The organism is Microbacterium sp. CIAB417, assembly GCF_022788845.1.
Map to the genome: position 1 here is coordinate 38,977 of NZ_JAHZUT010000008.1, position 21,500 is coordinate 60,476.

Annotated in this window: 24 protein-coding genes and 1 tRNA gene; 11 read left to right on the forward strand and 14 right to left on the reverse strand. The window is 70.0% G+C overall.

Annotated features, from left to right (window positions below; translation table 11 throughout):
• Positions 1–138: 138 nt before the first annotated feature.
• Complete coding sequence (locus tag KYX17_RS26110) at positions 139–813, reverse strand: TetR/AcrR family transcriptional regulator (protein WP_243231450.1); 675 nt, start codon at positions 811–813, stop codon at positions 139–141.
• Positions 814–896: 83 nt separating this feature from the next.
• Between KYX17_RS26110 and KYX17_RS26115 the strand changes: the two genes are divergently transcribed.
• The 11 genes from KYX17_RS26115 to nhaA all read left to right on the forward strand — a co-directional run bounded on the left by KYX17_RS26115 (position 897) and on the right by nhaA (position 8,338).
• Positions 897–1,757: an SDR family oxidoreductase gene (locus KYX17_RS26115; protein ID WP_243231452.1), complete on the forward strand. Its 861-nt coding sequence runs from the start codon at positions 897–899 to the stop codon at positions 1,755–1,757.
• Between the two features lie 79 nt (positions 1,758–1,836).
• On the forward strand, positions 1,837–2,220 hold the full coding sequence (locus KYX17_RS26120) for a hypothetical protein (RefSeq protein WP_243231454.1): 384 nt from the start codon (positions 1,837–1,839) through the stop codon (positions 2,218–2,220).
• Positions 2,221–2,415: 195 nt separating this feature from the next.
• A complete protein-coding gene (locus tag KYX17_RS26125) occupies positions 2,416–3,075 on the forward strand; it encodes a DUF1345 domain-containing protein (protein WP_243231455.1) in 660 nt (219 codons plus the stop codon).
• Positions 3,076–3,220: 145 nt separating this feature from the next.
• Positions 3,221–3,466 carry a hypothetical protein gene (locus KYX17_RS26130; RefSeq protein WP_243231458.1) on the forward strand — a complete coding sequence of 82 codons (246 nt, stop codon included), beginning with the start codon at positions 3,221–3,223 and terminating at the stop codon, positions 3,464–3,466.
• Positions 3,417–3,863: a zinc ribbon domain-containing protein gene (locus KYX17_RS26135; protein WP_243231460.1), complete on the forward strand. Its 447-nt coding sequence runs from the start codon at positions 3,417–3,419 to the stop codon at positions 3,861–3,863. Before KYX17_RS26130 ends, KYX17_RS26135 begins: the two co-directional genes overlap by 50 nt.
• A gap of 129 nt (positions 3,864–3,992) precedes the next feature.
• Positions 3,993–4,187: a chemotaxis protein CheY gene (locus KYX17_RS26140; RefSeq protein ID WP_243231463.1), complete on the forward strand. Its 195-nt coding sequence runs from the start codon at positions 3,993–3,995 to the stop codon at positions 4,185–4,187.
• Positions 4,188–4,275: 88 nt separating this feature from the next.
• A complete protein-coding gene (locus KYX17_RS26145; protein ID WP_243231468.1) occupies positions 4,276–4,719 on the forward strand; it encodes a BLUF domain-containing protein in 444 nt (147 codons plus the stop codon).
• Between the two features lie 118 nt (positions 4,720–4,837).
• Complete coding sequence (locus tag KYX17_RS26150) at positions 4,838–5,857, forward strand: iron-containing redox enzyme family protein (protein WP_243231679.1); 1,020 nt, start codon at positions 4,838–4,840, stop codon at positions 5,855–5,857.
• Positions 5,854–6,054, forward strand: a complete 201-nt coding sequence (locus tag KYX17_RS26155) for a CDGSH iron-sulfur domain-containing protein (RefSeq protein WP_243231480.1) — start codon at positions 5,854–5,856, stop codon at positions 6,052–6,054. Before KYX17_RS26150 ends, KYX17_RS26155 begins: the two co-directional genes overlap by 4 nt.
• 31 nt (positions 6,055–6,085) lie before the next feature.
• Complete coding sequence (locus KYX17_RS26160) at positions 6,086–6,367, forward strand: hypothetical protein (protein WP_243231482.1); 282 nt, start codon at positions 6,086–6,088, stop codon at positions 6,365–6,367.
• A gap of 126 nt (positions 6,368–6,493) precedes the next feature.
• Entirely contained in the window at positions 6,494–8,338 is a 1,845-nt protein-coding gene (gene nhaA / locus KYX17_RS26165) for a Na+/H+ antiporter NhaA (protein ID WP_243231485.1), read from the forward strand.
• Between the two features lie 52 nt (positions 8,339–8,390).
• Here the strand turns inward: nhaA and KYX17_RS26170 are convergent, their stop codons facing one another.
• The 13 genes from KYX17_RS26170 to KYX17_RS26230 form a co-directional block, all read right to left on the reverse strand.
• Positions 8,391–8,966, reverse strand: coding sequence for an isochorismatase family protein (locus KYX17_RS26170; protein WP_243231486.1), 576 nt, complete (start codon positions 8,964–8,966; stop codon positions 8,391–8,393).
• A complete protein-coding gene (locus KYX17_RS26175) occupies positions 8,963–11,203 on the reverse strand; it encodes an efflux RND transporter permease subunit (protein WP_243231489.1) in 2,241 nt (746 codons plus the stop codon). Before KYX17_RS26175 ends, KYX17_RS26170 begins: the two co-directional genes overlap by 4 nt.
• Before the next feature lie 61 nt (positions 11,204–11,264).
• On the reverse strand, positions 11,265–11,660 hold the full coding sequence (locus tag KYX17_RS26180; RefSeq protein ID WP_243231490.1) for a hypothetical protein: 396 nt from the start codon (positions 11,658–11,660) through the stop codon (positions 11,265–11,267).
• A 303-nt stretch (positions 11,661–11,963) separates the two neighbouring features.
• A tRNA-Thr gene (locus KYX17_RS26185) sits at positions 11,964–12,036 on the reverse strand.
• A gap of 74 nt (positions 12,037–12,110) precedes the next feature.
• On the reverse strand, positions 12,111–13,655 hold the full coding sequence (locus KYX17_RS26190; RefSeq protein WP_308220959.1) for an alpha/beta hydrolase: 1,545 nt from the start codon (positions 13,653–13,655) through the stop codon (positions 12,111–12,113).
• The gene (locus KYX17_RS26195) at positions 13,652–14,806 is read right to left on the reverse strand and encodes a DNA polymerase III subunit delta' (RefSeq protein ID WP_243231491.1); all 1,155 of its coding nucleotides are present in this window, start codon (positions 14,804–14,806) and stop codon (positions 13,652–13,654) included. Before KYX17_RS26195 ends, KYX17_RS26190 begins: the two co-directional genes overlap by 4 nt.
• Positions 14,807–14,815: 9 nt before the next feature.
• Positions 14,816–15,487 (reverse strand): dTMP kinase, encoded by a 672-nt coding sequence (tmk, locus tag KYX17_RS26200; protein ID WP_243231494.1) that lies wholly within the window; start codon positions 15,485–15,487, stop codon positions 14,816–14,818.
• Positions 15,484–18,213, reverse strand: a complete 2,730-nt coding sequence (gene topA, locus KYX17_RS26205) for a type I DNA topoisomerase (protein ID WP_283818230.1) — start codon at positions 18,211–18,213, stop codon at positions 15,484–15,486. Before topA ends, tmk begins: the two co-directional genes overlap by 4 nt.
• A 63-nt stretch (positions 18,214–18,276) precedes the next feature.
• On the reverse strand, positions 18,277–18,612 hold the full coding sequence (locus KYX17_RS26210) for a helicase (protein WP_243231497.1): 336 nt from the start codon (positions 18,610–18,612) through the stop codon (positions 18,277–18,279).
• Complete coding sequence (locus KYX17_RS26215; RefSeq protein ID WP_243231499.1) at positions 18,612–18,944, reverse strand: TadE family type IV pilus minor pilin; 333 nt, start codon at positions 18,942–18,944, stop codon at positions 18,612–18,614. The genes KYX17_RS26210 and KYX17_RS26215 overlap by 1 nt, the downstream gene beginning before the upstream one ends.
• Complete coding sequence (locus KYX17_RS26220) at positions 18,941–19,159, reverse strand: DUF4244 domain-containing protein (RefSeq protein ID WP_243231502.1); 219 nt, start codon at positions 19,157–19,159, stop codon at positions 18,941–18,943. The genes KYX17_RS26215 and KYX17_RS26220 overlap by 4 nt, the downstream gene beginning before the upstream one ends.
• A 42-nt stretch (positions 19,160–19,201) precedes the next feature.
• Positions 19,202–20,074, reverse strand: coding sequence for a type II secretion system F family protein (locus KYX17_RS26225; RefSeq protein WP_243231507.1), 873 nt, complete (start codon positions 20,072–20,074; stop codon positions 19,202–19,204).
• Positions 20,074–21,114, reverse strand: coding sequence for a TadA family conjugal transfer-associated ATPase (locus KYX17_RS26230; RefSeq protein WP_243231508.1), 1,041 nt, complete (start codon positions 21,112–21,114; stop codon positions 20,074–20,076). The genes KYX17_RS26225 and KYX17_RS26230 overlap by 1 nt, the downstream gene beginning before the upstream one ends.
• Positions 21,115–21,500 lie beyond the last annotated feature (386 nt).

Here is a 21,500-nt window from a genome sequence, read left to right on the forward strand (position 1 = left end):
GGCCGCCCGGTCGGTCAGCTCATGCGGATCCGCCGACGCACGACAAGCAGCATCGTCGCGATTCCGACAATCAGGAGCAGCGTCCCCAGCACGTTGCCGGTGGTCCACAGCTCTCAGTATTGGCTGAACGCGCGTCGGTCAGCCGGATCGCTCGATCCCGGTGACGATGAGGTCGATCGCGAAGGCGCGTCGAGCCTCCTCGTCCGGACCAGTCAGCAGCGCCGCGGCTCGCGCGACCCGGGGGAACCGGTCGGAATCGGCTTCTTCGTACGCCACCCGTACGCGCCCCCGCTGCATCGCTCCGCGAGAATCCGCGTGACGAACGGCACGTTCGACGGCAGTGGATGCGGCGAACTGCGCAATGAGGTCGACCGCCAACGCGGCGCGATCCTCCGGCACACCTCCCGCATCCATCAGAGCCAACTCGTGCTCGGCGAGTCGCAGCGCACCGGGAAGCGTGGGAATCGTCCCGAGCGCGACTGCTCCGAGCCCCGGGTAACGGCCGAGAGCGTCGATGGTGTTGCCGATCGTCGCGGCGAGCGCGTGCTTCCACCCCCCACCGGCGATCTCGACGAGCGCCACCTCGCCGTACGCCGAATCGAGAAGGTGCTCGAGCAGCACGTCACGGTTGGCGAAGTATGCGTACAGGGATGCGGGGCCCGTTGCCACGCGATCCGCGACCTGCCGAAGTGTCAGCGTCTCGACGCCCCCGGCCCGCACGAGTTCCTTCGCCGCATCCAGAATCGCCTGCCGCGATAGCGGAGGCTTGGCGGACCGCCCACGGCGCGATCGCACATCCTCTGTCGAAGCCATCTGCCGAGGGTAGCAGTTGACACGAACAGCGTTCGTAACGAATACTGTTCGCGAACAGCGTTCGTTAAGCGAAGGAGTGGATGATGTCGGTTCTGGTGGTGGGTGCGAGCGGCGCCGTCGGCGGCGCCGTCGCGGAAGGTCTCCTCGAGCAACAAGTGGAGGTTCGCGCGACCAGCCGCTCTCCCGAGAAACTCGCTCTGCCGGCATCCGTGCAGACATTCGCAGCAGATCTGGACGACCCGACCTCGTTCGCGGACGCGCTCGTGGGCGTCGATCGGGTGTTCCTCTATGCCGACCTCTCCGCGCCGACGCCGCTCGTGGCTACCCTCGCCGCCGCTCATGTGCGGCATATCGTCGTCCTCTCCTCCAGCGCGGTCACTCAACCCGCGGCCGCCGAGGATTTCAACGGTGCCCGCTTCCTTCGTGTCGAACGGGCGGTGAAGGACTCGGGACTCGCCTACACGTTCCTCCGGCCCGGCGGCTTCGCCAGCAACGCCGCACGATGGAGTTGGAGCATCACGCGAGACGGCGACGTTCCGCTCCCCTATCCCGAGGCTGTTCAGGCCCCCATCCACGAGAAGGACATCGCCGACGTCGCCGTGATCGCCTTGACCTCAGACGCGTTGATCGGACAGAGCCCATCACTCAGCGGCCCCGAACGCCTCACGCTGCGGCAACAGGTGGAGACCATCGGCGACGTCATCGGGCGCACGCTCTCGGTGACCGAACTGACCGAAGCAGAGTCGGCGGCGATGCTCTCACGTCACGTTCCGGAGGTCTGGGTACGCCAGATCATCAAGGACTGGCGGGATGCGGTCGGGGCCACCCCTCCCCTGTCGGATGAGTACACCCGCATCACCGGCAAGCCGTCTCGCACGTTCCGCCGATGGGTCGAAGACCACAAGGGCCTGTTCCAAGGGGAGGACAGCCGCCGCCGCAGATGATTGGGTGGTTCGTATGCTGCAACGCCTCTACCCTCCGACAGGGCTGATCAGCGCACGTGTGCCGGGAGCGGACGACATCGTGCTCGTCGACGACGACAGGCTTCTCGTCGTGGTCAGCATCCGAGCCTTCCCAGAGGGACTTGAAGCGCGACTCATGGCGTGCAGCGCACCGGGCATCGATCTCCGAGACAGGCTGCTGGTCAGCCCCAACACGCCACGGGGCGACCGCGTGCCGACACTCGCCCTCAACGAGACGGCGCAGGCGGAGCCTTTCACAACCATCAGCGGCGGGGGCGGTGAACACAAATGCGATCTGCTTCTCTACACAGCTGTCCCCGCGGACGTGACCGTCGACGCGATCGTGTTCCGCTGGCCGGAGTTCGGCCTCCACGCAGAGTTCGCGCTGGATGCCCGCACTGTCGCGGATGCGCGGACGAGAGTCCATACTCCGCGCTGGGAGTGACTCACCGCGTCAGCGCGCTACGCGGCCGACATCGGCCTCGTCAATGCTGATCACCGGCGTCATCCTTCTGGGCGGCACTCTCACCCTGCTCCTCGTCGGCGTCCGGCCCGTCGCACAGTATTTGCTGAAGCACTCAGGGCAACCCACCCCGCGCACGCCGTACGATCCGGGTATGCAAGAGCGAACGGCCCGCGCGTGAGCACCCCGGCCAGGGACTTCTCCTCGCGCCGCCACCGCGCCGGGTGGCGGGTGACGGTCCTGTTCGGCGTGTTCTTCGTCATCACCCTCGCCGTGGGACTGACGGCCTCGTGGATCTATGCCCCCGCCATCGGCTGGATCGCGGGGGCCGGCACCTTCTCGCTGTGGGTGTGGCTCGGCATCCTGCGCCTGGACGCCATCCAGACCGAGCAGCACGCCACCCGCGAGGATCCGACCCGAACGACCGCGCAGACCCTGCTCGTGCTCGCCAGTCTCGCGAGCTTCGGCGCCATCGCGCTCGTGCTGGTGGAGGCGGGCGCCGTGAGCTCGGACTCCGCCCGGCTCGAGCTGGCCGGCATCGCGGTCGTCACAGTGGCTGCGTCATGGTTCCTGATCCACGTACTCTTCAGCCTCCGCTACGCCGCGCTGTACTACTCGCAGCATGGCGGCATCGACTTCAACCAGCCCGACCCCCCCGACTACCGCGACTTCGCCTACCTCGCCTTCACGCTCGGCATGACCTACCAGGTGTCGGACACCACCATCACCAGCAGCGCCGTCCGACGCGAGGCCCTCCGTCACGCCCTCCTGTCGTTCCTGCTCGGCGTCGTGGTCGTCGCGGCGACCATCAACCTCGTCTCGAGCCTCGCTCACTGACCGCACGGATGCGGGATTCCACAGCCGTTCTGGACGCCGAATCCACGGTGTTGTCGTCTGATCTGGACGCAGATCGCGCTCGGGCGCACCGGGACGAGGCATCCGGTTTCCTCTCGGACCCGACCGACTCTCTCCCAGGAGTGACATGTCTGAACACGTGCCGTTCACCGACAACTTCAGTGATCTCTCCAACGCCGACGGCTATCAGTTCGAGTTCTGCTGCGAGCGCTGCGGGAACGGCTACCGATCGGCGTTCCGTCGCGACCCCCGAGCAGCCGGACAGAAGATCGCCCGCGGCCTCGGCAACCTGTTCGGGGAGGCAGCTCTCGCAGTTCACCTCCATGGCGGAGAACCTCCTGGATCGCAGCACCAACTCGCCAGCCAAGGATGAGGCGCTCCGCGCCGCCGCGGCGGAGATCGGCCCGCGTTTCCATCTGTGCCGCGGCTGCAGCGATTGGGTATGCGGCGACGTGTGCTGGAATGACCAGGTGGGACAGTGCGTGCGCTGCTCCCCCGCTCTCACCGAGGAGCTCGCGCAGCTGCAGGCCGAGGCGCGGCGTCAGCAGATGCGCCAGCGGCTGGAGACGGTCGACCTCGTCGGCGGCGTCGATCTCGGCCGCCAGGCTCAGCCACGCTGCCCCTCCTGCGGCGCGCAGTCGCACGGCGGCAAGTTCTGCGGCGAGTGCGGCGCGCCCCTGGTCAGCGTGCGCGTGTGCACCGGCTGCCGCGCGGAGAACCCGGGCACGTCGCGCTTCTGCGCGGAATGCGGAACGAGCCTCACCACCTGACCCCATGTCGGCGAGGCGATCTCGCGCTCCCGCGCAAGCCCGGCCGATCGTGGGGCACCATCACGTACGTTCATCGCATGACGGCACGCATCCTGACCGCCGCCGCCTCGACTCACGGACGGCGCGAGCGTGCCTGAGCGCGTGAACGCGGAGGTGCAGCGACCGCTCGGGCTCGACAGCGCCATCGTCGTCCACTACACCGACGCCATCACTCCCGACAGCTTCTCGCTGAGCTACCGCTCCCTGTATCTCCACAGCTCGCACCGGGACGCCGTCGAGGCGATCTGGGTGGGTCGCCGCCAAGACGGATCGGCCGCATCATGACGACGGACCCGAACGCCGCGGGCGTCGTCTGGGCGCGCGCGCAGCCGCCGCGCCCGCATCCTGTCCGGCGCTGAAGGAGTCCACCACCGTGACCGCCCCATTGATCTCCGTCGTCTACACCAGTCACGCGCGCGCCCCCTTCACCGATCCCGACCTGGAACAGCTGCTCGTCACCAGCCGGGCGGCGAACGATCGCCGCGGAATCACCGGCATGCTCCTGTACCGGGCGGGACATTTCATCCAGATCCTCGAGGGCCCCGATACCGCGGTGCGCGAACTGATGCAGGTCATCCAGGCCGACCCGCGGCATGCCGACGTGCGGATCGTGCGGGACGAGGAGATCGGCGAACGGCGGTTCTCGGAGTGGAGCATGGGATACGAGCCCATCTCGCCACCCTCGCATCCGGCTCCGGACGGCTTCCGCGACACGTTCGACGACCTCGGCGACCGGGACGACCCGGACAATGTGCTGCGCGCGATCGGCGAGCTCACCCTGTGGTTCCGGGTGCGCAGCCGGCATCAGAGGGACTGACCGTGCCGCACGCTCCGACGTGTCAAGCCCCCTTCGCGCCGGCGCGGGAACGGGTGAGATGCAGACGTTCCCCCGAACGATCGGAGCACTCGTGTCACTGACCGCCATCTCCCGGGCGATGCTGCCCGGTCTGCCTTTCGCCGCGCGCGGCCCGCTGAGCGAGGCTGTCGCGCTGCACCTCTCGGCCGCTGCAGCCGGCGACGATCTGGCCGCGCTGGCCGAGCGTGCCCTGGCGATGACGCCGGACATCGTCCGGGACGACGACATCCAACTCGCGCTCTTCTGCCTCTACGCGAACGCCTACGGCTCGCTCGACGGCCTCGACGCCGCGCTGGAGTGGGATGCGGAGCTGCTCACCGTGCGGCAGTTGCTCGAATCCGCGTTCGAAGCCGACCTGCGTCGGGAGATCGCCGTGCCCGCCCTCCCGGCTCCCCACGCCGCCGATGTCGCACAGGCGCTCTTCACACTGACCTCCGATGACAGCGGCCCGAGCCTGTCCCGCTACCTCGCTCGCAAGGCGACCGACGAGCAGGCGCGGGAGTTCCTCATCCAGCGCACGGTCTACACGCTGCGCGAAGCCGACCCTCACTCGTGGGCGATCCCCCGGCTCCGCGGCCGCGCGAAGGCTGCGCTCGTCGAGATCCAGTCCGACGAGTACGGCGGGGGCCGCCCCGATCGTGTGCACGCCGAGATCTTCGCGCGCACCGTCCGCGCCGCTGGCCTCGACGATCGCTACGGCGCATACGTCGACGATGTCCCCGCCGTGACCCTGGCCTCCCACAACACGATGTCGATGTTCGGGTTGAACCGTCGCCTGCTCGGCGCCATCGTGGGCCACCTGGCCGCCTTCGAGATGACGTCGTCGATCCCCAATCGCCTCTACGGCGACGGCCTGCGCCGGCTCGGCTACGGCGAGGACGTGACCGACTACTTCGACGAGCGCGTCGAGGCCGACGCGGTGCACGAACAGATCGCGGGCCGGGACCTCGCAGGCGCCCTTGCGGAGGATCGGCCCGACCTGCTCGCCGACATCATGTTCGGCGCTGCCGCGTGCTTGGCCGTCGACGGCTGGGTCGCGCAGCACATGTACGACGCGTTCACGAGCGGCGTCTCCTCCCTGCGTGGCGGTGCCGCATGAGCGACGAGCCCGTGACGATCACCGCCTACCCCGACGGACCGCTGCTCGTGCGCGGCGAAGCGCGGATCGTGGACGCGGCCGGCAACCCGGTCGAGCGCCGCCGGCGCACCGTCGCTCTGTGCCGTTGCGGCCTGTCGAGCATCAAACCGTTCTGCGACGGCACGCACAAGGCGGCGGGCTTCCACACGGACGAGTGATGACGGTGCCTGTCACGAGAGGATAGGAGCTATGGACACCGCATCCGACGACGAGGTCGCCGCCGACTACCTGAGCGCCGCGCTCGTGCCGCGCCCCTCGAACTGGGTGCGTGCAGGGGTCGATGCCCTGCTCGGATCCGGCGTGCTCAACATGTACGACGTCGAGATCCGCCGACTCGACACCGAGGCGCTCGTGCTGCGCATCCCCACCGACGCCAACATGGCCTCGCACCTGTTCGGCAAGATCGAGCTGGAGATGGAGACGCTCACGGTCTCGGCGTTCCTGGAGTCCTGGCGCCCGATGCAGCGCTGATCGGGAGCGATCCGGCACGGTGGGCCCGGCAGGGCCCCTCTCGCTCGCCCCGACCGGCCCCGGATGCGGCAGACTTCCTCCTGGGCACTCGCCCGTGGTCCCGCATCCGCGCCCGGGAGGAGCCCGATGACCAGAGTCGAACTGCACCGCAGCGGCCCCACCAAGAAGAAGCGCCGTCCGATCGCCCCCGACCGCATGTCGGCAGCCCTGATGCTGATCGCCACCGCGCTCGCCATCATCTGGGCGAACAGCCCGTGGGGCGCCGGCTACGAGCACTTCTGGGAGACGCCGATCGCGATCGCCGTGGGCGACGTGCAGATCGATTCGACCCTCCACGCGCTCGTCAACGACGGACTGATGACGCTGTTCTTCTTCCTCGTCGGACTCGAGGTCAAACGTGAGCTCACCATCGGCGAGCTCACCGACCGGGCTCGCGCCACCCTGCCGATCGCGGCGGCGGTCGCGGGTCTCGTGGTGCCCGCGGGGATCTTCATCCTCTTCACGCTCGGCACCGAGGAAACGCACGCGTGGGGCGTGGTCATCTCCACGGACACGGCGTTCCTGCTGGGAGCCCTCGCGATCATCGGCCCGAAGTTCCCCGCCCGCCTACGGGCGTTCCTGCTGACCCTCGCCGTCGTCGACGACATCGGGGCGCTGCTGGTCATCGGCGTCTTCTACTCCGACAGCCTCAACCTCGTCGCCCTGCTGGTGGCCGTCGTGCTCATGGGACTGATCGCCCTCGTACGCTTCTTGCCCTACGGCCGAGGATTCTCCTACGCGGCACTGGGTATCGCCCTCTGGATCGTCGTGCTGTTGTCGGGCGTGCACGCGACCCTCGCCGGCGTCGCGATCGCCCTGCTCATCCCCGTCTTCCCGCCGCGGCGCAGCGACGTCGAACGCACGGCGGAGCTCACCCGAGCCTTCCGCGAGTCCCCTAACACCGTCTACGCGGCCGCGGTCCAGCGCAGCGTGCGCGACTCGCTCTCGATCAACGAACGCGTGGATGCGGGATGGCGCCCCTACATCTCGTTCGGCGTCCTGCCCCTGTTCGCCCTGGCGAACGCGGGCGTCCACCTCGACCCGGCGACGCTGCAGGAAGCCTTCACCTCGCCGTTGACCTGGGGCATCATCGTCGCGCTCGTCGCCGGCAAGTTCATCGGCATCACGGGTGCGACCTGGCTGCTGCGCGCCACGGGCAAGGGCGTTCTGGCTCCCGGTCTCGGGATGACGCGGATCGCCGGCGGCGGCGCGCTGTCGGGCATCGGATTCACGATCGCGCTGTTCCTCGTGCCCATCGCGATCGACGACCCCCACACGCAGGACCTCGCCCGCGTCGGCGTGCTCACCGCATCCGTGCTGGCGTTCCTCTCAGGATGGGCGATCATCTCGATCGGCGACCGCGTGCGTCCGCCCGTCGCCGTGGGCAAATACCTGAACCGTCCGGTCGACCCCGCCCGCGACCACATCAAGGGGCCGAAGGACGCGCCCCTCACGATCGTCGAGTACGGCGACTTCGAGTGCCCGTTCTGCGGCCGCGCCACGGGATCGATCGACGAGGTCTTCGCCGCGCTCGGTGACCAGGTGCGCTGGGTGTGGCGGCACCTGCCGCTCGACGCCCCGCATCCACACGCGCAGCAGGCTGCGCAGGCCTCGGAGGCCGCGGCGGCGCAGGGCCACTTCTATGAGATGACGCGGAAGATGTTCGCGCATCAGGATCAGCTCGAGCTCTCGGACCTGATCCGCTACGCCGACGAGCTGGGCCTGGACACCGACCGCTTCGCCGACGATCTGCGCTCCCCCGCCGTCCTGCGCCACATCCAGGACGACCGCTTGGACGCGGAGCTCATGGATCTGCACTCGACGCCCACGTTCTTCATCGGCGGGATCCGCCACGTCGGCCCGTGGGACTCTGCCTCCCTCATCCGGGCACTGGAGGCCTCCCGCGGTCGCGTCGTCGACCCGCATCCGTAAGCCGGCCCCGGCTCCGAGCGGTTGCCGAGCGTTCGACAGCCGTACCCGGCGCTCAGCGCGACGCAGTGACCTCTGCGCCGGCGTGCGCGATCTCCGCGAGGGCCCTCTCACTCGACTCGGCGTGCACGCCGGCGACGAGGTCGGTGAACACGCGCACGTGCCGGCCGGCGGCGATGGCGTCCAGGGCCGACGCGCGCACGCAGTAGTCGGTCGCGAGACCGACCACGTCGATGTCGAGGATGCCGTGCTCCTCGAGCAGCTCGGTCGCCGTACGACCGTCGTCGGTGCGTCCCTCGAAGAGCGAGTAGGCGGGCTTGCCCTGCCCCTTCTTGAGGTGGTGCGTCACGGCGGACGTGTCGAAGACCTCGTCGTATTCGGCACCGAAGTTGCCCGCAACGCAGTGCGGTGGCCAGGTGTCGACGAAGTCGGGCTCTGCGGCGAAGTGCCCGCCGTTGTCGCCCTCGGCGTCGTGCCAGTCGCGGGACGCGACGATGAGGGCGTAGTCGCCCGCGTGCTCCGCGAGGTAGCCGGAGATCCGCTCGGCGACCCCGTCTCCTCCCGCCACCCCGAGCGCACCGTGCTCGGTGAAGTCGTTCTGGACGTCGACGATGAACAGCGCCTTGGTCATGATCCGAGCGTACGCCGGTACTCGGCACGCGTCATCGGCGCCGCATCCTGCGTCTCGGCTCCGGCGCGCCACAGCTTGGAGGACCACCACACTGCGCGCCCGATGTCGGAAGCGAGCGCGGGAACCAGCAGCGAGCGGACGACGAAGGTGTCCAGCAGCACGCCGAACGCCACGATGAAGGCCAGCTGCGCGAGGAACAGGATCGGAATGACGCCGAGGGCTGCGAATGTCGCTGCGAGCACGAGGCCGGCCGAGGTGATCACCCCTCCGGTCGACACGAGGCCGCGCACGATGCCCGCGCGGGTGCCGTGGCGCAGCGACTCCTCCCGGACGCGCGACATGAGGAAGATGTTGTAGTCGATGCCGAGCGCAACGAGGAAGACGAAGCCGTAGAGCGGCACCGCGGGGTCTGCGCCGGGGAAGTCGAACACATGGTTGAACACGAGCGCACTCACCCCCATCGCCGTCCCGAACGAGATCACGGTGCTCGCGATCAGCAGGACGGGCGCGAGGATCGAGCGCAGCAGCAGCATGAGGATCACGAAGACGACGGCGAGGATGACGGGGATGATGACCGTGCGGTCGCGGATCGAGGTGGCGTTCGTGTCGACGTCGATGGCGGTCTGCCCGCCGACGAGCGCCGCCCCCTCTCCGAGGTCGCGATCGAGGGCGTCGCGTAGCGCCACGACAGCGTCGTCGGCCGCGGCGGAGTCCGCCGCATCCGTGAGCGTCGCGATCAGCAGGACATCCCCGTCGACGGTGGTGGCCGCGGGCGCGGGGGTTCCGGGGGGACCGACCGCCGTGAGCTCGAGCGCGCCTGCCGAGACGGCGACCGAAGCCTGACCTGTCGGCGAGTCCGCGGCGGCGATCGCCACACTGTCGATGCCCTCGGCATCCGTCGTCGCGGTGACGGCGGCGGGCGCATCCGTCTCGGAGACCACGACGTAGACCGGGCTGCCGGAGCCGGCCGGGAAGTGTTCCGCGAGCACGTCCTGGCCGTCACGCGCCTGCGAGTACCCGAGCACGAGGTCGCTGGAGGGCACGCCGTCGGCCTTGAGCTGCGTGATGCCTGCGGCGCCGACCAGGAGCACGACGGTGCTGATGATCCACACCGGACGGGCGCGCCGCGTGACGAACCGCGCCACCCGCGGCCAGAGGCCCGAAACGGGGGCGTTCGGGTCGTCCGACGGCACCGCGGCCGGACGCTTCGGGATGAAGGGCCAGAAGGCGGCGCGGCCCACGAGCGCGAGCAGCGCGGGCAGGAAGGTGAGCGCGGAGAGCATCGCGAAGGCGATGCCGATCGCCGCGATCGGGCCGAGCGCGCGGTTGCTGGCGAGGTCCGACAGCAGGAGGCACAGCAGTCCCGCGATGACGGTTCCGCCCGAGGCGAGGATGGGCTCGAACGCTCCGCGCCAGGCCTGCACGGTCGCCGGCCATCTCGCCTGCCCCTCGGCCACCGCCTCGCGATATCTCGCCACGAAGAGGAGCGCGTAATCGGTGGCGGCGCCGATCACCAGGATGAACAGGATGCCCTGCACCTGGCCGTTCAGCACGAAGATTCCCGCCTTGGCGAGCCACCACACCGTCAGCAGCGCCACGCACAGCGCGAAGACGCTCGTGAGCAGCACGAGCACGGGCAGCAGCGGCGAACGGTAGACGATGACGAGGATCACGAACACGGCGATGAGCGCGACGCCCAGCAGTAGCCCGTCGATGCCGAGGAACCCTTCGACCAGGTCCGCGGTGAACCCGGCAGGGCCGGTCACCCATCCGTCGACGCCCGAGGGCGCGTCGGAGGCGACGAGGTCGCGGACTGCCTCGACGGCGTCCGGCACCTCGCCTGATGCGTCGATGGGAACGAAGATCTGCGCGGCAAGGCCGTCCTCGGACACGATGGGAGGCGAGATCCCGTCGAGCACTCCCGGCGTTTGCGCGATGTCGTCGGCCACCGTCTGCAGCTCCGCGATCTGGGCGTCGGTGAGCTTCTGGTCTGCAGAGAACACCACGACGGCCGGGATGCTGTCGCCGGAGAGGAACTCGGGAAGCCGCTCGTTGACCTGCGTGGAGGCCGCACTCTGCGGCAGGAACGTCGACTGATCGTTGGTGGATACCTCATCGACTTTGCCGAAGTACGGACCACCGATCGACCCCACGACGAGCCAGATGAGCACGAGCAGTGAGGGGATGCCCACCCGAAGCCAGCGCGAGGGTCGGATCGGGGTCGAGGATGCGGCCATGTCGCTAGCTTATCTAGCTATATGGCCCCGACGCCAGTCCGTCTTCCAGCGCCGCAGCGGCTCACGCCAGGAACATGGTGACCAGCGACAGGGCGAGCGCGAGGATGCCGACGGCGAGGAAACCCACGGTGAACCACCCGGTCAGCCGTACGAGCGGAGACCGGGCGACGAACCGCATCCGGTCCTCCGCGCCGGGGCGGTAGTAGATGTCCGCCTCGTCAGCGCCCGCGAGGTGCGCCTCGTCGGCGTCGCTGAGAACGGCACGCCCGACCCCGCCCTCCGCCGTGAACCAGTGCGCGACGCGGCCGCTCTCGCCCGGCTCGATGACGGCGTGCGCGGGTGTCCAGGTGCCGTCGACGAGCAGCAGGATCAGCCAGACGACTCCGACGGCCACCGCGCCGAGGAAGCCGACCCAGGTGAACGTCTCCAGCAGCACGTCGACGGTGTGACCCACCATCCGATCATCCCATCCCCCTCTCCCGCTCCCCATCCCTCCCGCCCCAATCCCGCGAGACTGTCCCCACGCCCTCTCCACGCCCGCTGCGCGGACGCGGAGCCTCGGGGCGCGTGGGCCCATTTCGGTCACGAGATCACGGGTAAACACAGTGATCTCGTGGAGAAAGTGCAGTCTCGCGGGAGAAGCGAGCGTCGACGCGCGCGGATGCGGGCGGGCCCAGCGGATGCGGGTGGACCGACGGATGCGGGATGCGCCGGGGGAAAGAGAAGAGGGGCCCCTTCCGGGACCCCTCTTCTCCTGCTGAGCCGCCTAAGGGAATCGAACCCTTGACCTATTCATTACGAGTGAATCGCTCTGCCGTCTGAGCTAAGGCGGCGCGCGTCGCTTCCGCGATGCACAAGCAACGATCTTACATGCTCGAACGGGCCGCCGCGAACGCTCGGGAGCCGCTCACTCGCAGCGCAGGCCGTCCTGCGGCACCGTGCCGTCGACGAAGTACGCCTCCACCGCGTCGTCGACGCAGGTGTTGCCCTTGTTGTAGCCGGTGTGCCCCTCGCCGACCCGGGTGATCAGCACGCCGGAGGCGAGCTGATCGGCCAGCGCCACCGACCAGTCGTAGGGGGTGGCGGGGTCGTTCGTCGTCCCGATGACCACGATGGGAGCGGCCCCCTGAGCGGTCAGCGCCTTGCGCTCGCCGCTCGGCGGGAACGGCCACGAGGCGCACGAGTCGACGTCGCTCGACCAGTACGGGGCCACGGTCGGCGCACGCTCCGCGAGCAGGGCCTTCGACGCGGCCTCCTGCTCCGGTGTGGCGTCGTCCGGGTAGTCCATGCAGTTGTAGGCGATGAAGGCTTCGGTGGAGTTGTCGCTGTAGGCGCCACCGCTGCGGTTGTAATAGAAGTCGGCGAGCTGGAACGCGACCGACGGGTCGCCCTGCAGCGCGTTGGAGAGCGCCGTCGTCAGGTACGACCAGCTGTCCTGCGAGTACAGCGCAGCGATGATCGCGGTCATCATCGAGTCGGCGCCCATGCGGCGGCCGTCCGCGTTGGGGAGGGGATTGCGATCGGCGCTCGCGAGCAAGGTGCTCAGATCCGCCATGCCGTCGTCGACCGTCCCGGTGAAGGGGCAGTCCGAACCCTGGAGGCACGATGCCATGTAGGCGCGCAGCGCCGACTCGAACCCGATGCCCTGCGTCGTCGACACATCCAGCTGGGACGTCTGGGGGTCGATTGCGCCGTCGAGGACGAGGCGGCCCACACGCTCCGGAAACAGCTGCGCATACGTCGCGCCGAGGAACGTGCCGTACGAGTAGCCGAGGTAGTTGAGCTTCTCGTCGCCCAGCACGCCGCGCAGCAGATCCATGTCACGTGCGGACTGCTCCGTGGTGATGAACTGCAGGATGCCGTCGCTGTTCGCCTCGCACGCCTGGGCGAAGGTCGCGTTGCGCGCCTCGAGCTGGCTGTTCCACTCCGCGGACCCGCGGGTGCCGGTGGGGATGTCGAACAGATAGCGGTCCATGTCGGGGGCGTCGAAGCAGCGCACCGCACTCGACTCGCCGACACCGCGCGGGTCGAAGCCGATGACGTCGTAGTCGCTCTGGAGGGCGTCACCCACGGCGAACGAGAGCGAGTCGCGGATGAGCGCGACACCGCTGGCGCCGGGGCCGCCGGGGTTCGTCAGCAGCGAGCCGAGGGGCTCTCCGTCGGTGGCGAGGTGACGCACGACAGCGAGGTCGATCTCGCCGGCCGACGGGTCGTTCCAGTCCAGCGGCGCCGTCACCGTGGTGCAGTCGAGTCCGGTGCCGCAGGAGTTCCACGACAGCTCCTGCCCGTAGAACGGCAGCAGTTCCTCAGAGATGCCGGTCGTGTCGGGCTCTGCGCTGCGGGTCGGCGAGGGAGCGACGTCGACCTTGAATGCGCACCCGGCGAGGGCGGCGAGGGTGACGACGACACCTGTCACGGCGATCAGGCGACGGATGCGGGGGGCGGCGCTCACGACGAGCTCCTTCCGGTGGCGACGGCGACCAGCAGACTCTCGAGTGCCAGCGCGGGGGCCGCGTTGCGCTCGAGGTTCCGGCGGGTCAGGGCGATCTCGTCGAGGACGAGGAGAGTGCGATCCGGCTCCCACGCCGCCGCGAGGGCGTGCAGGTCGTCGGACAGCTCGGTGTTGATGAGGCCATCGGTGCGGCCGAACTGCACCATCACGACGTCGCGGAACAGCGACTGCAGATCGGTGAGGACGCGGTCGATGCCGTCGCGGAGGCTGCGCGTCGCGCGGCGCTTCTGCTCGTCGGCCAGGGCGTTGAGCTGAGATCGCACGGCGGGCGGCACTGCGGCTCCCTCGGCGAGCCCGACGGTGCGCAGCAGCGATGCCCGTTCCGCCTCGTCGCGCTCGACCGTGAGGGCCTTCGCGTCATCGGTGGCGACCTGCACGATGCGGGCGGCCGCGTCGACCGCGTCGCCGACCCCGCGCACGGCCAGGGCGCTGCGCAGCGTCTCGTCGCGTCGACGGCGGGCGTCGGCGTCCGTCGCCAGGCGCTGGGCCATGCCGATGTGGCGCTGCGCGTGCCGGGCGGCCTGCTCGGCGACCGCCTCGTCGACACCGGTGCGCTGGGCGATCAGACGGGCGACGTCCGACACGTCCGGCTCGCGCAGCCGCACGGTGCGCACGCGCGAACGGATGGTGGGAAGCAGGTCGGCGTCGCTCGGCGCGCACAGCACCCAGATCGTGCGCTCGGGCGGTTCTTCGAGCGCCTTGAGCAGCACGTTGGAGGTGCGCTCGGCCATGCGATCGGCGTCTTCGACGACGATCACGCGATACCGGCCCAGCGAGGGCGAGTAGTACGCGCGCTCGACGAGCTGACGCGCCTCCTCGATGCGGATGACGACCTGCTCCGTGCGAAGCGCGGTGAGGTCGGGATGACTACGGGCGAGAACCTGGCGCACGGCCGCGTCGTCGCCCGGCTCGGCGATGAGCGCCGCCGCGAACCCGTAGGCCAGCGTCGAACGGCCGGAGCCGGGAGGGCCCGTGATCAACCACGCGTGCGTGAGCTGCGCGGGATCGGATGCGGCCGCCTGCAGCAGCTGCACCGCGTCGTCCTGCCCCCACACGTCTTCCCAGGGGAGAGAGGACGCGGCGGTGTGCATGCGCCCAGCCTATCCGCGGCCGTCGACGCTCCCGTCAGCGTCCACAGGAGGCAGCAGGCTTGCGACGCGCTCGCGGATGACGGCGGCGATCTCATCGACGCCCGCGGTCGCATCGATCACGAGGAAACGCTGCGGCTCACCCGCGGCCAGATCGAGGAAGGCGGCGCGCACCCGCGCGTGGAACTCGTCCTTCTCCGCCTCCAGACGGTCGAACGGCTTGTCGGCCGCATCGAGGCGGGAGCGCGCGGATGCGGGGTCGAGATCCAGCAGCACGGTCACGTCCGGCAGAGCGCCTCCGGTGGCCCACAGCGACAGCTGACGGATCTCCCCCGCATCCAGCACGCGCCCGGCGCCCTGGTACGCGACCGACGAGTCGAGGTAGCGGTCCTGCACGACGATCTCACCCCGGGCCAGCGCGGGCCGCACGAGCGTCTCGACGTGCTGCGCGCGATCCGCCGCGTAGAGCAGCGCCTCGGCCCGCGCCGCCACGTCGCCCCGGTGATGCAGCACGATGTCACGCACCAGGACACCGACCTCGGTGCCGCCGGGCTCGCGCGTGCGCACGACCGTGCGGCCGGACTCACGCAGCCACTGCTCGAGCAGGCTCGCCTGCGTGGTCTTTCCCGAGCCGTCGCCACCCTCGAAGGTGATCCACAGACCCGACGGCGTGGTGACGGTCACTTCTTCGCGGGCGTCTTGCGGGTGGTCGTCTTGCGCGCCGACGTGCGCTTGGGGGCGGGGCCCTTGGCGCGCTTGTCGGCGAGCAGCTGCTTGGCCCGCTCGAAGTCGACGTCGTCGACCGTCTCGCCGCGCGGGATGGTCGCGTTGGTCTCGCCGTCGGTGACGTACGCGCCGAAGCGACCGTCTTTGATCTTGATGGGCTTGCCGCTGACCGGGTCCGCGTCGAACTCCTTGAGAGCGCTGGATGCGCGACGGGCACCGTACTTGGGCTGCGCGTAGCGCTCGAGCGCCTCCTCGAGCGTGATGTCGAAGATCTGCTGTTCGGAGTCGAGCGAACGGGAATCGGTGCCCTTCTTCAGGTACGGACCGTAGCGGCCGTTCTGGGCGGTGATCTCCTCCTCGGTCGCCGGGTCGACGCCCACGACACGGGGCAGCTCGAGCAGTTTGAGAGCCGTGTCGAGATCGACGGTGTCGACCGACATGCTCTTGAAGAGCGAGGCGGTGCGGGGCTTGGGCGCGGCCTCCTTCTTGGCGCCGCGCTTCTTGGGCGCTTCGGCGACCTCGCCCGTCGCCTCGTCCACCGCATCCGGGTCGACGGGGTCGACCTCCTGCACGTAGGGACCGAAGCGACCGTCCTTGACCACGATGAGCTTGCCGTTGTCGGGATTCTCGCCCAGCACACGGTCGCCGGCGATCGGGGCGTCGATGAGTTCCTGCGCCTTCTGGGCGGTCAGCTCGTCGGGCGCCAGATCCTCGGGGATGTTGATGATCCGGGGCTTGGCCTCGGGGTCTGCCGGGTCGACCACCTCGAGGTACGGACCGTACTTGCCGAAGCGGAGCGTCGCGGTGTCGGTGATCCGGGTCGCGTTGAGCTCACGTGCATCGATGTCACCGAGGTTGTCGACGATGTGGCGGAGTCCGACGTGGTTCTCCGAGCCGAAGTAGAACTCCCGCAGCCACTGTTCGCGCCGCTGCTCGCCGCGGGCGATCGCGTCGAGGTCGTCCTCGAGTGCCGCCGTGAAGTCGTAGTCGACGAGGTCGGAGAAGTGCTGCTCGAGCAGGCGCACGACACTGAAGGCCAGCCAGCTCGGCACGAGCGCCTGACCGCGCTTGGAGACGTATCCGCGGTCGAGGATCACGTCGATGATGCTGGCGAAGGTGGAGGGACGGCCGATGCCCTTCTCCTCCAGCGCCTTCACGAGGCTCGCCTCGGTGTAGCGCGGCTTCGGCGAGGTCGCGTGACCCTTGGGCTCCACTTCGCGCGTGGCCAGCTCGTCGCCGACGCTCATCGCCGGCAGCGACTGGTCGTCGGTCTTGTCGGCATCGGCGCGCTTCTCGTCGCGGCCCTCCTCGTAGGCCTCCAGGAAGCCTTTGAAGGTGTAGACGGTGCCGGATGCGGTGAACTCGAGCGCCTTCTGATCCGCCGTCAGCGACAGGGTCACCGTGGTCGTCTCGTACTTGGCGTCGGCCATCTGGCTCGCGACGGTGCGCTTCCAGATCAGGTCGTACACGCGTTGCTCGTCGCGGTCGAGGTGCGACGCGACGGATGCGGGGGTGCGGAAGTGCTCGCCGGAGGGGCGGATGGCCTCGTGAGCCTCCTGCGCGTTCTTGCTCTTGCTCGCGTAGACGCGCGGGTTGGCGGGCACGGCGCGATCGCCGTACAGGCTCACGGCCTGCTCGCGCGCCGCTTCGACCGCCTGCTTCGAGAGCGAGGTTGAGTCGGTGCGCATATAGGTGATGTACCCCTTCTCGTAGAGGCGCTGGGCGACACTCATCGTGTGCTTCGCGCTCATCGAGAGCTTGCGGCCAGCCTCCTGCTGCAGGGTCGAGGTCGTGAAGGGCGCGCGGGGGCTGCGGGTTCCCGGCTTCGATTCGAGCGCGGAGACGTGCGCCGTGCCGACGCCCTCGATGGCCGCAGCCAGTGCGCGCACGTCGTCCTCGGTGAGGACGACGACCGCCTTCTTCAGCTGGCCTTTGTCGTCGAAGTCGGTGCCGCGAGCGAGCGGTGCGCCATCGATGCGGGCAAGGCGCGCGGTGAAGGACTGGTCGCCCTTGACGGCCAGCGTCTCGATGTCCCAGTAACTGGCCGAGACGAACGACATGCGCTCGCGCTCGCGGTCGACGACGAGACGGGTGGCGGCGGACTGCACGCGACCGGCACTCAGCGCGGCGCCCTCGCGACCGCTGCCGACCTTGCGCCACAGCACCGGCGAGACGTCCCAGCCGTAGAGGCGGTCGAGTACGCGGCGGGTCTCCTGGGCGTCCACGAGGGCCAGATCGAGCTCGCGCGTGTTCTCGGCGGCCGCACGGATGGCGTCCTTGGTGATCTCGTGGAACACCATGCGCTTGACGGGGACCTTGGGCTTGAGCACCTCGAGCAGGTGCCACGCGATGGCTTCGCCTTCGCGGTCTTCATCGGTGGCGAGCAGGACCTGGCTCGCATCCTTCACCGCCCGCTTGAGTTCGGCGACGGTCTTGGTCTTGCGGTCGTTGACCACGTAGAAGGGGTCGAAGCCGTTGTCGACGTCGATCGAGTACTTGCCGTACGCGGCCTTCTTCTCGGCCGGAATGTCTTTCTTGCTCGCGAGGTCGCGGATGTGCCCCACGGAGCTGAGCACCTCGTAGTCATCACCCAGGTAGCCCTGGATCGAGGTCATCTTGGTCGGCGACTCGACGATCACGAGCGTCTTGCCGCTCTTCGTCGTGGTCTGAGAACCCTTTGCCAACGGTGGTCCTTTCGTCGCTGTCACCATACACACCTCGGGACGGTGGTCGGCTGGAGGGCCGGTTCACCCGTCGTCGCGCGGCTCGGGCGCGGGACCCGCGCGGGCTGCGGCCTGGGCGGGGAACGGACCGAAGGCGCTGCTGAGGCGCACGGTCGCGATGAGACCCTCCACCTCGCAGGATACGACCTCCGCGGATGCGGTGGCTGCCAGCTGGGCGGCGCGCTCGCACGGAACGCCCGTCACGGCACCGGATGCGGCGTCCGCCGCGGCGAGCGCCGCCGCATCCGTCGCCGCCGACAGTCGTTGCGCATGCACGCTCGCCGCGCCGACCACGCTGAGGCCCGCGACGAGAGCCGCGAGCGCGCCGATCGTGCCCACCGTCGCCGCCGTGCCGGGCATCAGCGTCCACCCGACAGGGCGCACGAGCGGGCGCTGAGCGACATCGCGGGCAACGGCGCAGGGGCCGATGCGGTCACGCACACGAGGTCGCCCTCCTCCCCGATCGTGCCGCTCGCACCCGGGACGGCGTGGGAGAGAACGCCGAGCGCCCGCGCGGCGTCCTCACCCCGCGCCGCGAGCCGCGCCGCATCCGCTGCGGCATCCTGCAGGCGCACCTGAGCGGATGCGGTGGCGAGCCCGCCGACGCCGAGGGCCAGCACGAGCAGCACCGCCGGCACGGCGACCGCGAACTCCGCCGCGGCCGAGCCGCGATCGCCGAGCCGGGATCTCATTCGACCGTGAGAGCGCGGCGCACGAGATCCTCCAGGATCCCCCGCACCTCATCGGATCTCATGATGACCACGAGAAGTCCCGCGAAGGCGACGGCGGCCATCGTCGCGATCGCGTACTCGGCCGTCGCCGCTCCCGAGTCGTCGCCGAACAGCTCGGCCGCACGGCGGCGGGTGAGCGTCGGGAGGCCCCGTCGGGCGTCGGTGGTGGGGGTCATGTGTTGCTCCTCTCTTATGGGCACCGGCGGGTGGGCACGCGGTCACAGCGGGAGTGCGGATGCGCCGAGCACGCTCATGAGCATCGGCGCGACCCCCAGCAGCAGGAAGGCGGGCAGGATGCAGACCCCCAACGGCAGCAGGAGGGCGGCGCCGAGCCCGGCCGCCCGCATCCGGCCGTCCGTGCGAGCGCGGTGGCGGGCGAGGGACGCGCCCGCACGCAGGAGCTCGACGGCGGGGACCCCGGCGGAGCGCGAGAGCTGCAGCAGCGCGTCGAGCCCCGGGTCCGGTGCGTCGACCTCCGGATCGGCCAGCGCCCGGGCGCGCTCGATCGACACTCCGCCGGACAGCGCGATCGCGACGAGCTCGGCGTGCAGACCCGGCATCGCGGGAGGGGGTGTCGCACGGCGGGTGAGCGCACCGGTCCAGACGCGCGCCACGATCATCAAGGCGATGCCCGCGATGAGGCATCCGATTCCGATGGGGCTGCCGGTGAGGACGCCGATCGTGTCGAACCCCAGCGCCACGCCCAGGCCGATGGAGACGAGCGGCAACCAGGCCATGAGCCGGGCGGTGGCCGCCGGCTCGGCGAGGGCGACGCGCACCTCGTCGCGGCACTCCTGCGCGTCGCGGACGGCGGCGGCGACGGCCCGGAGGCTCTCGGCGAGCGGAGCGCCGACGGCGGTGGCCACCCGCCAGGTCGCGGCCAGTGGCCGCCACCGGTCACCGCGGGCGGCGATCGCACCCGGGAACGGCTGCCCCTGCGTGTGCGCCGCGTGGATCGCGACCGCATCCGCATCCCCCGCGGAGGCCAGGAACCCCCAGGCGGACGCCGGCGAGATACCCGTGCGCAGCAGCACCGACAGGCGCTGGGCGGCATCCCCCACGCCGTCTGGAGCGGGTCGACGACGTGCCATCAGCCCCATGGGACCTCCTCCATCCCGAGCCGCCCGTCGACCAGGACCGGACGCGCCATGCCTGCGACGCGCCGGGCGCCGTCTGCGTCGCGGGCGACGTGGATGACCACACCGATCGCACTGACCACCTGGCGCGCGAGCGCGGTGTCGTCGAGCCCCGCGAGCGCGCCCAGCGCCTCCAGCCGCGCCGGCACGTCATGGATGCCGTTGGCGTGCAGGGTGCCCGCTCCGCCGTCGTGCCCGGTGTTCAACGCGGTCAGCAACTCGCGCACCTCGGCGCCGCGGCACTCGCCGACCACGAGTCGGTCCGGCCGCATCCGCAGCGCCTCGCGCACCAGGCGGGCGAGATCGATGCCGCCCGCACCCTCGAGGTTGGCCTGGCGCGCCTCGAGGCGGACGTGATGCGGATGACGGATGCGGAGCTCCGCCACGTCCTCGATGGTCACGATCCGCTCGCGCTCGGGTGCGGACGAGAGTAACGCCGCCAGGAGAGTGGTCTTGCCGCTGCCGGCCGCTCCCGTCACCAGCAGGTTCTCGCGGGCGGCGACGAGCTGTTGCAGCGCTCGCTCGCTCCGGGCATCGAGCATCCCCGCGTCGCGCAGGGCCGCCAAGGATCCCAGATGACGCCGCGGCACGCGGATGGAGATCGTCGTGCCGTCCGCACTGACGGGCGGCAGCACGGCGTGAACCCGGACGCCGCCGTCGAGGCGCACATCGACGCACGGCGTCGCATCGTCGATGTGTCGACCGCCCTGCGCGATGAGGCCCGTCGCGATCTCGCGAACCTCGCTCTCGGTCGCCTGCCAGTGCGGCACCGATTCGGCGCCGCGGCCGCGATCCACGAAGAGGCCCCGCTCGCCGTTGATGAAGATGTCGGTGACCTCCGGGTCACTCAGATGCACCCGCACCGGATCCCACGCCGCGACCGACAGCCCGCCCAGTATCGGGCGCGACGCGTCGGGGTCGCGGGCGACCGCCTGCGCCTCAGTCCCGACGGATGCGGACGCACCCCGCGGCGCGACGACGAAGGGCTGCGGCATGGAGACGACGCTAGGCGCGCGCCCGCCGCTGAACCGGCGTGCTGCAACGCCCGGTTGACGAACCACGGTGGCGCAGCGGCTGGGGAGATCCGAGCGGCCGGCAGAGGCGCGATGCCCCGGGCAAAAGAAAAGGCGGCATCCCATTGGGGGGTTGGGATGCCGCCGAGCACAGCCCCGCAAATTGGGGGTGATGAGGGCCGTGCTCCCCGCCGCGAGGGGCGGGCGCACACGAGCATACGCAACCTCACACCGGCGGCCAAACGGCATGCCGGACCAATCGCCTTGATATATCGGTGTCCGCCGTCCACCTTCTAATGGAGGTATCCGCCCGCGACCGGGGCGGGTGATGATGTGCGAGACGTCCCGCACGTCATCCCGAACAGCGC